The organism is Colwellia sp. MB02u-10 (assembly GCF_014077185.1).
GTDB lineage: Bacteria > Pseudomonadota > Gammaproteobacteria > Enterobacterales > Alteromonadaceae > Cognaticolwellia.
Window position 1 is genome coordinate 51849 of the sequence record NZ_JACGVK010000111.1, and the last position, 13051, is coordinate 64899.

Genomic DNA, 13051 nt, shown 5'->3' on the forward strand with positions numbered 1-13051 from the left:
AGTTGTTGAATAATTGAGCATAAAAACGAGAAAAAACTAAAAAAGTGATAGGCAGGCTCACGCAAGTAGTAACCTTTCAGTTGTTGCACTTTTTACAACATATAGTCTCAACAGCGCATCCGTCTGAGTGAAAATCTGAATGAACTAATATAGACATAGCCATGTGCAAATATTGCACATGACTATGTCTTTTAAAAACCTTGCAGAAGTCGTAGCCTCACTAATCCAAATTGATTATTATCTTGACGGACAACTCTGCCACCACATCAATCATTCTTCATCAAACAGTTAATGCTAACCTTGGTGTAAAGCACAAGCTAGAGTTGACCACATCAAGACTTCAGTTTATCGCTAAAAGATGACATAGATGAGTTAATTTGAATTATTCCTTTTTCTTGCAAGCGCTACTCTCAATCTAATGTCTGCTACAGGCAGGGATAGATGACATTAGCATATATACTCTAAGGCGCTTTCGTCCACAATATACTATTAGGTTAACATCCACTGTATCGGTTAAAATGCTCGTTATAGATGGTGACTGAGTCATTTATGGCGAAACAAAAAGGTAAAACGAGTTGGAAAACACACAGCATAATTGGACGACTTGCCAGGAATGTCAGGGACGCAGCAAAAAAAGGAGAAAGCTGCGCAAAAAAGTGAAACTCAGCTTTCAAAGAGCGTTAGCGCACTTTGAAGAAATGAATGGTCAAGGCACGCCCCCCGTTCGACCTAAAGGTCACCTCTATGATTGTTTGAACTGTAGCGGCTCTGGCTTAGTTCAATCAGCTAGTCATCCTACAGCCGATACAGAAAACTACCCACACCTTGCTATTATTGGTGGTGGTATAGGTGGAGTAGCTTTGGCTGTAGCATGTAAACACCGCGGTATTCCTTTTACACTTTATGAGCGTGATAGCGGCTTTGGTGCTCGCTCTCAAGGTTATGGCCTCACGTTGCAACAGGCAAGTAAAGCAATCAAAGCATTAGGTATTTTATCACTAAGGCATGGCGTAATTTCTACAAGACATGTGGTACACACCACTGATGGTAAAGAGATTGGAGAATGGGGCATAAGAAAGTGGTTGCCGTCTGAGATAAAGACCTCTGTGAAACGCAGAAATATACATATCGCCCGCCAATCTTTACGCTTTGCTTTGCTTGAGCAACTGGGTGATCATGATGCGGTTAAGTGGGATCACCAATTAGTTGATTTTAAGGAAACTGAAGGTGCGGCCGTTAATCTGAGCTTTAAAGTTAACACTAAAGTTAACACTAAAGGAAAGACCAAGAACGAGAGCAGCGCAGAAATAAAGCATGTTAAGGCAGATCTGCTTGTGGGTGCCGATGGTATCCGCAGTTCGGTACGAAAATTATTGATTGGAGATGATATAAAACCACTACAATACCTAGGTTGTATTGTGATTTTAGGTATCTGTCCTTTGGCTGATCTCAACGGGCTTGAAAGCCCTTTGCTCGACTCGGCTACGGTATTTCAAACCGCCAATGGCCATGAACGAATCTACATCATGCCTTATGATTCAGAGTCGGTAATGTGGCAACTTAGCTTCCCTATATCAGAGGAGAAGGCTAAAGCGTTGAGCGCTAAAGGCCCTCAAGCACTTAAAGAAGAAGCCTCAAAAAGATGTCAGTGGCATGATCCCATTCCTCAAATTTTATCGGCTACTAAGTCAGCGTTAGTTTCTGGTTACCCTGCTTATGACCGTGAATTACTCAATGCAGAATTGTTGGAAAAAGCAGGTAAAGTAACCTTAATCGGCGATGCAGCTCACCCGATGAGTCCATTTAAAGGACAAGGGGCGAATCAAGCTCTGTTAGACGCGCTATCATTAGCTCGGGGCATATCCATAGGATGTAGACCTATGTCTCAATGGCGAGAAACGGGTGTAAGAGCAAGTGTATTAACTGAGTTTGAAGCAGAAATGTTGGCCCGCAGTGCTTCTAAAGTGAAAGGCTCAGCAGAGGCGGCACAGTTCCTACATTCCGACGTTGTACTTCATGAAGGTGATGAACCAAGAGGACGATGTTTACTCAGAGAAGAGGCATAATATCAAACAAGCGGCGTATTGTTACTTGTTTTTATGACTATGAGCGTGTTACTTTTTAAAGCTATCTGTTTTTAACCTCAAGCTGCGTTTTATCGCATAATGATCTGACCAAGTAAACTGCTCAATACGCTCACGCGTGCAAATACTTGCAGATTTTGATATCCACAGGTGATCAATCGCTAAAACAAACAAGATAGGTAAATATGACTTGTTTGGCCATGAATTGACAAATTTGCTATCTCGCTAAGTGCCCTGAAGCGTGATAGACCAAAGCGCTGCTTTAATGACTACTTAGGTTAACTGTAAATGTTCATTTATCGAATTATAACGGCAGCTTGAAGCGGACGTTATAATTAACGAGTTGCTAAATTCCACTATATAAAGCGCACAAAGTGATTTTAACTCAAATACTGCTAATGGCCGCAGTGTGCTCATTATTCTTACCATTAAACAGACTAAACCTAAGGTTAAATTTTAGCGATCAGTTGACCTAAAGAGTGAACGATAGCTAGCTTTTGCTATATAACGCATAGGATTGTCAGTTGCCAATTTTAGTTAATTTTAGTTATTTGGTGTTGCCATCTTTATGTAGAGGGTTCCCACTTTATTCGACTTTTACATTAAGGGTAAAGTTATAGAAAAAATCACACTGAACTACTATTGGCATATTTTTTTATAATAGGTAATTGTTTTATAATTGATTGACTAACAAGTGAGGGAAATAATTGGTTGATTCGAACAAAAATCTTTTCTGGCCAACCTATGTAGCGTTCTTCACTTGATTGCATGATTAAGGTGAGTAATGCTTTAGCCACAGTTTCGGCTGAATCGACAGTGCTATTCAGTTCAGCATTTAATTTCTCTACCTCACTACTATTTAAACTCGTTTGAGTGGCGCGTGGCGCAAGATACTTAACCCGAATATTACTATCGGCTAGTTCTCTTGATAATGTTTGGCTAAAGCCTCTTAAAGCAAATTTACTGGCACAATAAGCCGTATAGCCAGGAAAACCTATGCTGCCATAAGTAGAGCCAATATTGATTATTTGTGCCTTGTCACACTGTTTAAGTAAGGGCAATAACCCTTGGGTTAGTTGCATAGGGGCGATAGTGTTAGTCGTCATAATATGACTTATTTCACTTTCGCTAGCTTGTTCAAATAACTTAAATTGACTTACCCCAGCATTGTTGATCAATAAATTAACTTCAAACGGCAATAAGGCTAATTGTGCAATTAGGTGAGCACGTTGTGCTGGCTGTAAAATATCTACCACAAAGCTAACCACTGAGTTTTTGGCCTCTGGATTTGAAGCCAATAATTCGGCTTTTAATTGCGTTAGTTTCGCTTGATTTCGACCGACTAAAACCAAGTTAGCACCAGAGCTAAACAATAGTTGGCTAAACGCTTGTCCAATGCCCCCGGTTGCGCCAGTGAGTAAAATATTATTATTGGTCATGGTGTTACTGAATTTATTGGTCATTTGCAGAGCCTCTGGTCATGCAGTTTATAGCATGAGCTAAAAATATTGTTTAACGTGTTTTGTAAAAAATTAAGGCTTAGTAACCCATTCCAATAAAAAGTGCTCTGTCGCTTAAGTTGCCAGTAATAGCTCTGCGACCATGCAATACGCGTTTATTGTTAATAATGACTATATCGCCATCTTGCCACTGAATTTCTTGAGTATATTTTTCAGCAAGCTCAGCGGTTTGTTTCATTAATGCTTCACTCACTGGCTGACCATTAGCAAAGCTATAATTGGGTTTTTCATAATTAAAAGAAGGACCTAACAGTGCGTTGGCAAAGGCGAATTGCTCAGTTTGGCTTTCTTCTGTGAATGTTCCTTTCTCCGCTTCTTGATTAGCAAGGCCCTTAATGGGTAAACAAGGCTGAATATCTAATGCGTAATCTAAACTATCATCAGGGTTTATTTTCCCTCTTTGATGTTGATTAATCGCTATAAAATCAGCTAAATGTTTTTCAGTTACCTCAGCTAAACCGTTAACTTCTGGGTGTTGATTAACCACATACTGGCGCCAAAGGTGGGAAGGTAAACGTCGTGAAACAGTCACCGTTTGCTGCCATGCTTGTTGTAACTGTGCTGACATATTTTGAAAAAGTTCAGCGCCGTCGCACAAGGTCGTTTGAGAACCCTGTTTAGCGCTTTTTTCACTATAAAAAGCCACCAAGTTTGGTGGGAAAGGTGTATTACCATTTTCTATATGTAAACCTACTGCGTCTGTACCCGCATTAACTTTTTGGCTAGATTTATCAGCAAATTCACGTGCGGGATCAAAGGTTAGCTCATGACAAAACTGTGTTAATAATTCACTAAATTTTGGCAAGCTAGCATCAAACCCGCGCAGCAATACCCAGCCGTTATCATTTAATTTTTGTTTGGCTTGGTTAACCACTTCAATATTATTTAGCGCTGTGTGGGTGGTAGCCGAAATAATGTTTGTCATACTGATGTCCTAATAATAAGTGCTAATAGTGATTGCTAACAGTGATTGCTAATAGCGAGTACTAATAATAAATACGGTTAAATTATGAATAAAGTGCAGCAAGTTTGTCTTCATAGACCAATTCAATATTTTTTCTTTTTATACGTCCGTTACTGGTAAGCGTATTTGACTGAGTACTAAAAGGGGCATCAGCTAGCAACCAATGATGAATTTGCGCATAATCGGGTAAGCTTTTATTACACTCATCAATAGCGTTTTGTATCGCAAGCGGGTTTTTATGACTGGCAACCACTACCGCTGACAAAGTAGGACGAGCTTCGCCAAAAACCGCTACTTGCGCAATAGTCGACGACGACGTTAAGCTGGCCTCCACCCACTCAGGAGAAATGTTACGGCCAAAACTACTGACAATAATGTTCTTTTTTCTACCTGACACATAGATGAAGCCATCAGCATCTATATAGCCTAAATCACCGGTATGAATTTGTTCAGGTACTGGCTTTAATTCACCTAAATACCCCAGCATTGCCTGACCATCAATCATGATCTCGCCATCTGCAGCAATACTTACCTGCACATGAGGTAGTGCTTTACCAACACTGCCTACTTTATTTTGTTGGGGTAAATTAAGACTGACCACCGAACAACATTCTGATAAACCATAGCCTTCATAAACAGGTAGCCCAATATCTATCGCTTGTTGCAAAATAAGTGGCGATGTTTTGCCTCCACCTAGCGCGATAAACTGTAAGCTGGCGCATTGAGCTAAAACGTCTGTATTTGCTGCATGCACTAAGTATTTTAATATTTGTGGTAATAAAATAACGCTGCCAACCTGATGCAAAGCAATTTTATTGACGAGTTTTTCAATATCGAATTCAACATTAGACACAAAACCTAGCGTGGCTAATGGCGCGGTTATTACCGCTCCACCTCGAAGTAAGCAAATATATACCCCGGCAATATTTTCTAATAATGTCGCTAACGGCATAACGCATAAATGATCTGATCTGGGCATTTGAACCATTGAAGCTTCAATGCCTTCACACACAGCGGCAATGTTCGCACTGGATAAACAAACCCCTTTAGGCTCTCCGGTAGAGCCTGAGGTATAAGTAATTTTAGTCACGGCCTCGATATCGTTAATCGCATTAATTTCACGATCAAGGCGGTAATCGCCCGATAGAGGCAATAGCAGGGTGTCAGTAAGTGGTAAAAGCTTAGGTGCGGCGTTATTCGCAACAGCAAAATGTAAGTGCTCGTTAGTGTTAAGCGCCAGCGTTAAAGCTTGCTTGGTTATAATGGCGTCTAGTTGTGCGCTTTTCGCTAAATGTCCAACTTGTGCTGGCGTAAAAAATAGTGGAATGGGCACCAAGGTCACGCCTAAGCTAGCGGCAGCCAAATCACATATAATCCACTCTGAGCAGTTATCCATATACAGCCCAACGCACTGCACTTTTTCTTGGGTAAAAACCGCGGTTACACTCGCTATTTTTTGCCATAATTGCTGATTAGAAATGATGTCTTGATGATCACCCGCATCTGTCATTAAAGCAGTTTGATGAGGAAAAAAATCAGCGCGCGAGCGTAATACTTGAAACAGCTTTTCCATGATACTTCCTTTAAATGAATCCATTAGGATTTTATTAAAGCAAGTATCTATGAAAAATCTTAACGCAGTCTTAAGCGTGAGATAAATTTCTCAACACAAAGAGGAACATTATGCTTTTGGTTTTGTTTACTTGATGCGCTTTATGCACTGGTAGCTGTTGGTTTCGCAGGTAAGTCAAACCATTGCAAAAGGGCTGTTAATCATCTAGTTCTGTGATGGCATTTGCTGGCTAAGCACGTTATTCAGTTAACTCCTATGCAGCAGTACTATTGATTTTATCTCGTGTGAAGTGGTGAATATTTAACGTTTTAGTATTAGGTTGTCCAGTGCTAATATTTGCCTGGTATCAGGTCTATTTAAAAGCAAAAGTTAAATGGTTAATTAACTATCTTTTTGATTTCAATTGAGTTTTTTAGCTTTAATGTCCGTTACTTTAAAATCCATTCCCTCATAAAAATCGCCAGTTTCTCCTGAGCTTACAACAACCTCAAGAACATCCTTTTTAAGGGTTACTGTTTCACTGCCCAGGTAGTTTATTTTCAGGGAATATTCTCCCGGCTGCAAATCCTGAACAACATAAAAACCATCGTATTCAGGCTTTATACTGCGGTAGTAGACACCGTCTTTTTCAACTATTATTTCCGCATAGCTGAAAAACTTTTTCCTGATTTTACGCTCTACTGAAGGTAGGGTAATTGAGCCCATAATCAGGGACAAGGGCACAAGCCCCACAGCCACTTTTTTACCCGATGCGGGGATAAGCTTGATTTCCTTAACATCATCCGCGCTGAGTGTGGGATCAATCATAGTGCCTGAATAATCATAACGCAGTTTGTTGTTTCGATAGGGAGAAACATCGGAAAGGTAAAAAAGCCCCGCTTTATTGGTCCTTACCTTATTTTGACCTATACCGACTCCCACCCCTGCAAGGGGTTTTTCATCCCGCTCCATTTTCCCGTTGCCATTTTTATCAATAAATACAGCCCCCTCAACATAACCCTGATCAGGGGTTCGGGCATGGTTAAGCGTGAAGGGTTTTTTCAAATTAATAACTTGTTCATAGCTGGCGCCAACTCTGTGTTTCTGCTCTCTGTCGCCGCTGCTGTAGTTATAGTCCATCTTTAAAAACGTATTAAATTTGTATTCGAAACTTATTCCTAAGCTGAAATGATCATTTTCATTATAATCCACATCAATGTTAAAGGAGTATTTACTGTGCTGACCGAATCTTTTTCTAATTTTGCCGGTATACTGCCACTTTGAATCTCTGCTCGTATTATACCCAGCATCTAAGCTGTAGGTAAAATCTTCCCGGTTGGCATAAAAACCTATCTTCCCAGTGTAATTAGCACTTCGGTTATTATCTCGGATGTTATTATCCCTGATGTTATTATCTATAGTAACGGTTTTCCCAAGATCCAAATCCATTCGAATTTTTCTGCTAATGTCATAACTTAAGCCCGTATCGTATTTCTGCTTTATCCTGTTCAGGTACTTCTTAGTTGAAAACCGGACAAAATAATCACTTCGGCCATAATCCCCGCTTATCTCAGCTTCCTGGTAGCTTTCCTTACTTTCATCCTGAGCCAATCGATTACTGTACTGCTCATAACTGTAATAAAATTGTTGAGAAAATAGCTCGGTTTCCAATTCGGTGATATAACCCTCGCTGGGGTCTTCCAGAGAATCATAATAGGAAAAATTTATGACTAAGGGCACAGCTAAAGTTGAAAAACGGTATCCCGCGTAGTGCTTTGCATATCGATACAGCTTGTCTTCATTGCGGGTATCGTAATAGTTAAAGGAATAGGTGAGGTTGTTGGTCAAGCCGTAAGCGATGCCATATTTCTTATCATCCCAGGAAAGGTTTTCTCCGCCTGTGTTTTGACCATAGAAAAAATCATAATCCCACTTTCCCTGCGAGAGAAAATCATGTCCCGACATCACATTGATACTTTCTTCCTCAATGAGGACACCGTTTCTGTCATATATCTTTATCTTGAAGGCATCTTTTTGACTTCTCATATCCAGAGTAAACTGATACTCCTTTCCTTCCACCGTTTGATAGTCTACTACCTTGCCGTTTTGATAGATTTCAACCATTGAGTTCTTGGGCGCCGCCCCTCTTATAGTGAGTTCCCTGCCGGAACGCTTTACACTGTAGTCGTTGTTACTGACTGATATCCCGCGGATTTTACCGTTATAACCCAAGATATCGTTGCCCGTGACATAGTTATCACCAAGAGTGACGGTTTTATCCTTAAGCAGGTAAGGATATTTCAGGCTGATATCCTGCAGCTCTCCACTGGCGTAAAGATTGTGCCTGACATTAAAATCACCGTAGAGCAGTTGGGAGCTGTATTCCATCTCCAGATTTCCCTTTGTCTCCTCTTTCTTAAAATAATTGCTAAAATCATTGATATCATACCTGAGCTTAAGCATGCCAAGGTCAATCATCCTACGATCCGCTTTCATAAACAGGTCGTTCTTCGAAGCGGCTTGCTGGTTATTTTTATCCGCTTCTATGTTGCGCTTTCTTCTTTCCGCGTTTACCCTATTATCCAGCGGCAGATTGAAATCTGGTGATATTTTCAACGTGTATTTTTCCGCTATCCACTTAACGCCTTTTAGGGGGAGAAGCTCAGCAATAGTCTCCTTCTCAATATACAACCTGCCATCGACTTCTATACGGTTAAGCATTTTCAGCTCGGTTATTATCCGCCGCTGCTGCCTGTCGGGAAACAGGCTGCCCGCCATCAGTAGTGTGATCTTGTCTTTATCAATGGAAAGCTGAGTATATTCAGTGAGCTCGGTAAGCTCTAAAAAACCTTCAATATCCAGATAGATACCGCCGTCATAGTCGCTCATTACCTCAACAAATTCCTGCTGCAGGTAACTGCCCACCTGAAGAGTGATCATATTTTCAAAATAGTCATCCTGCCTGTCGGGAAACAGGCTGCCCGCCATCAGCCGTGTGTTTTTTCCCTGATCGATAGAAAGCTGAGTATATTCAGTGAGCTCGGTAAGCTCTAAAAAGCCTTCGATATCCAGGTAAATACCGCCGTCATAGTCGCTCATTACCTCAACAAATTCCTGCTGCAGGTAGCTGTGCACCTGAAGAGTGATCATATTTTCAAAATAGTCATCCTGAACGTTGGAAAAAGCGGAAGAACAAAAAAGAAGGCTAGATAACATAAGCCATGCCGCTCTTATCAAGATCATTCTTTCCACAATGTCAGTACGGAAAGCACTGCCGCGAAGAGAATTACATAATAAGTCGGTTTTTTTGCATGCGCTTTAATGAGATTTTGAACAGTTAATTTTTCAACGGGAAAATAATCACAGCAGCAGACGACTTTTAATAAGAAGTCAGAGAATGGTAATAGCAATGAATTATTTTTTCTGGCAGAAGCTTTCTTGGTGGACAAGTCTTGTTGCTTAGCTTTATTTAGGTTAGCGGCTAAATCATTCAGAATAGTGAACGGATCAGGTAAAAACGGAGACGTAGTGATATACAAAACTGAACCTGCCTTATAGTGATTAATCTACTCTGAGCTGCCTGTAATATCTAGCAATATAATCTACCGATGGAGATCTTAGCTTTATTAAGCGAAGCGTAACTTGAAGTTGAACTGTTTGAATAGTTGAATACAACCAGATAGAAAATGGTAAATGGGTAGGTTATTCAGCTAGTCTAGATATTCAATATCATATTTAATCTGTTTTCTGTGTTTGCCGCTGACATTTTTTTCTCCCAGCAGAGTAAAGCCTATTTCAAACTGTCCTTCGCCGTATTCATCGAGTCTGATAATCGGGTTTTTAGCCTTGAGATTGTCTATTCTAACCCCTGAAGTCAGATAGATAGCGCCGGTGGCCTTAATTTGTATCATTACCCTTTTATTTTCGATCCCCTTTACAGAGATAATCACCCCCTGTTCAGGAGTAACCTCCAGTCTGCTACCGTTATAGAGCAAGAGATCTTTTAATTGAGCATTTTTCACCCCGACAATCTCCAGAGGAAAAACCAATGCTGAATAGAGAAACAGTAAAAAAAATAGAAGTTTGTTCATTGCTGTGCAGCCGGATGATAAAAGGCAGCCATAGGCTGCCTTAATCTTAATTAAGAAGCGTTAGCAGTTGGTGCTACATAATCACCATTTGGTGTAGTGCCTGTATTTGCAATAGCATCATAGTAAACAGTGAACGTAACGGTCTCAGAAACATCTGTATCAGGTGTAAGCTTCGATGTATCAAGATCAACAGTGAAGTTAAGCTCTGCTGCTGTGCTTGTATCAGCATCGAACGGCACAGTAGTAGCACCCGTATCAGTTCCACCTATCACCAGCAATCCGGCAGTGCCACTTGGTGCAATTGAATAGGTGAATGTTTCTCCAAATTCACCCTGCACGTCAGCAGTAATATTTTGAACTGTAACATCAGAATCAGTGTAAACATCCCCAAAGTCGATATCTGTTAAATTTAGCCCAACAGTGATAGGGGTTATATACTTAGCAACCACATTGATTACAGAGTTTACGCCAGTTTCATCATCTAATGTGCCAGATGAATTAGCCATTGCTGTTGATGACATTGCTAGGATTGATGTAGCTAGTAATACTTTTTTTGATGTTGTTGATAATAATTTTTTCATTTTGAACTCTCTCTATTTCACTTGAAAATAAATAACTTTCCCGCGGTATTGCCGGAAAATTATTGTGCGATATCGTTGTAGGCAACCATCACAGTGACTGTAGCGGCAAGGTCCCCGCTCATATTTCCTGTGTCCAGGTCAACATAAAATTCATGTGCCTGATATGCTCCCGTGCCTGTGTCTATATAAGTTAAACTGTCTGCTGTGTATCCTCCGCTAGAGCTGCGTGAAATCTGCACTACGCCTGTGCTGTCATCATTGCTTATCTCCACCGTATAGTCATAGGTGTTTTCTGCATTGACAGTAAAATCCACCACTACACTGTCCACTTCGCTATCGTTATAAACATCGCCAAAATCGATGGCAGAAAGAGCAAGGGACAGCTCTATTGCTTTTACAGCATCGCCGTTGATGTAAAACACCCCCTCTCTTTCCTCAAATTGAGCTTGTGAAAACGCTGAAAAAAACAACATAATAAAGGCTATTTTATTCACGTGCAGCGCTCCTAGAGTTCAAAGTCGAAGCTCTTGGTAAAATCAATTTGTTCATTAACAAAAACAACCTGCGCAGTGTCGGCTTTAACATCCATTTCCGTTGACTTTTTCAGCTCGAACGAATGCGCCCGGTAGAACCCTTGTTTAAAGCTTTGCTCTTTTATTAAGTTTTTGTTGTTGTAAAACTTAACTTCTATATCAAGCGGATAGGAAAAATTCCCGGTATTTTTAGCCGTTCCCAGCAAGTCATAACCTTGGTCTGTTTTCTCAACCCGCAAGGCATCAAAATTCAGTCCGGTTTTAAGCGCGCCTTTTCGACCGTAATAGGGAACCCCGATATTCATTAGCATAGTTACTTGGTTTTCATTACCTCTCGGAGGCATCTCTTTAAAAACAAGCAGCGCGACATACTCGCCATCCTGTAAATCTGTTTTTATTCTTGGCGCGATTTTTACTTGTATTTTACCCTTAGGCGGAATCACTACTATTTTAGGATAAGCTACCAGATCATCTCCCAGATAGTATTCATCTTTAGCCCATTTGGGTTTTTCAAAATCTACTCTGACCCGCACCACTTGGTTTCCTGAATTAATCAAGGTGGTCTCTTTGGTCACAGGTTGGTCAAGGTTGACACCAAAACTTGTTCGGGTAACCGAGAAGCCAGCAAAGCTGTTAATGGAATAAGTGCAAAGTAATAGTGCAATAACACCTTGTAAATAATTTTTCATATGAATCAAATAATTCCTGCTACATTTTTATCTTTAACGAATTTTACAAAATTCAGGCAAAAAAAATGGCCCTCATAAAGAAGACCATAGATAAAAAAATAGCTCAGGAAACAAAAGTGTTTATTCACTCTCGGCAACTGGCTACCATTTTACAGGCCCTTTAGCTTTGCGTCCCTAGGTTTCCCTAGGTTTGCGATTTATTCACTTTATAAATATTACAACGAAATTATATAACCGCGGTAAAAAGCGATTATCTGATAATGACTTATGTCATTTGTCTTGTGCTGATCAATAATTAAGCTTTGCGATATTTACTAAGCCAACGATATCACAAATACGGGGGATACATATTATTATAAATTTTATAATAATATGTATCCCCCGTATTTGTCTGGTGGTAGGTAATCAGTTCTGAACAATAGGGGGTAAGTTAACGCTAGCTACTTATTAAGGATATTTAGACAGTTTAAAAACTTATATTGTACAGCTCAGCTTATAGTGTCGTTATCAAACCGTTAGTGCTGGTAAACTCATAAAATAGACAAGAGAAAGGATTAACAAAAAAAGCGTTATATCAGAAAAATAAGCGCTTATCTTAAAAATATTTCAAGCAATAGATAATGACAGGCAGGCGAAGTTAATGTCAGAGAAATATACTAGCGGCTGGGTAATTAAGTTAAAACAATGTAAGGTAAATGTTACTAGGTTTATAGGCGACTCAGAGTCAAAGATAATTATAAAATTTATAATTATCTTTGACTTACATTCAAGTCGGTAAATGTGACACAATAGTATTGTACATTTTTATGATGTGATCTTATCGCAATATTTATAAAATTAACTAATCGCAAACCCAGAGAAATCTAGGGACGCAAAGCTAAAGGGCCTGTAAGATGGTAGCCAGTTGCCAGAAGTGAATCAACACTTCTTGTCCTCCTGAGCCTGTTTACCAATGGTCTTCCTTACGAAGACCATTTTTTTGCCTGAATTTTATATTTATTTAAATAATAGCGGTATCTAAGCGTTAATTAAATAGG

10 protein-coding genes and 2 riboswitches are annotated in these 13051 nt (G+C 39.9%); of the genes, 1 reads left to right on the forward strand and 9 read right to left on the reverse strand.

The genetic code is table 11. From position 1 onward, the window contains the following. The first annotated feature begins 575 nt into the window (after positions 1-575). The gene (locus H4J59_RS07580) at positions 576-2066 is read left to right on the forward strand and encodes an NAD(P)/FAD-dependent oxidoreductase (RefSeq protein WP_182238190.1); all 1491 of its coding nucleotides are present in this window, start codon (positions 576-578) and stop codon (positions 2064-2066) included. A gap of 644 nt (positions 2067-2710) precedes the next feature. Here the strand turns inward: H4J59_RS07580 and H4J59_RS07585 are convergent. From H4J59_RS07585 to H4J59_RS07625, 9 genes are all read right to left on the reverse strand, one after another. Next, positions 2711-3547 carry an SDR family oxidoreductase gene (locus H4J59_RS07585; RefSeq protein WP_220469754.1) on the reverse strand — a complete coding sequence of 279 codons (837 nt, stop codon included), beginning with the start codon at positions 3545-3547 and terminating at the stop codon, positions 2711-2713. 76 nt (positions 3548-3623) lie between these two features. Continuing rightward, positions 3624-4529 (reverse strand): TauD/TfdA family dioxygenase, encoded by a 906-nt coding sequence (locus H4J59_RS07590; protein WP_182238192.1) that lies wholly within the window; start codon positions 4527-4529, stop codon positions 3624-3626. Positions 4530-4611: 82 nt separating this feature from the next. After that, positions 4612-6141: an AMP-binding protein gene (locus tag H4J59_RS07595; protein WP_182238195.1), complete on the reverse strand. Its 1530-nt coding sequence runs from the start codon at positions 6139-6141 to the stop codon at positions 4612-4614. A 399-nt stretch (positions 6142-6540) separates the two neighbouring features. Then, positions 6541-9363, reverse strand: coding sequence for a hypothetical protein (locus H4J59_RS07600; protein WP_404852009.1), 2823 nt, complete (start codon positions 9361-9363; stop codon positions 6541-6543). Then, complete coding sequence (locus H4J59_RS07605) at positions 9360-9659, reverse strand: hypothetical protein (RefSeq protein WP_182238197.1); 300 nt, start codon at positions 9657-9659, stop codon at positions 9360-9362. The genes H4J59_RS07600 and H4J59_RS07605 overlap by 4 nt, the downstream gene beginning before the upstream one ends. A gap of 171 nt (positions 9660-9830) precedes the next feature. Next, positions 9831-10211: a hypothetical protein gene (locus H4J59_RS07610; RefSeq protein WP_182238199.1), complete on the reverse strand. Its 381-nt coding sequence runs from the start codon at positions 10209-10211 to the stop codon at positions 9831-9833. A gap of 50 nt (positions 10212-10261) precedes the next feature. Further along, on the reverse strand, positions 10262-10792 hold the full coding sequence (locus H4J59_RS07615) for a hypothetical protein (RefSeq protein WP_182238201.1): 531 nt from the start codon (positions 10790-10792) through the stop codon (positions 10262-10264). A gap of 59 nt (positions 10793-10851) precedes the next feature. Then, positions 10852-11286, reverse strand: coding sequence for a hypothetical protein (locus H4J59_RS07620; protein ID WP_182238203.1), 435 nt, complete (start codon positions 11284-11286; stop codon positions 10852-10854). Positions 11287-11297: 11 nt separating this feature from the next. Further along, positions 11298-12014 (reverse strand): molecular chaperone, encoded by a 717-nt coding sequence (locus tag H4J59_RS07625; protein ID WP_182238205.1) that lies wholly within the window; start codon positions 12012-12014, stop codon positions 11298-11300. Positions 12015-12143: 129 nt separating this feature from the next. Further along, a riboswitch (cyclic di-GMP riboswitch) is annotated at positions 12144-12219 on the reverse strand. A gap of 631 nt (positions 12220-12850) precedes the next feature. After that, positions 12851-12926: riboswitch (cyclic di-GMP riboswitch) on the forward strand. The last annotated feature ends 125 nt before the right edge of the window (positions 12927-13051 follow it).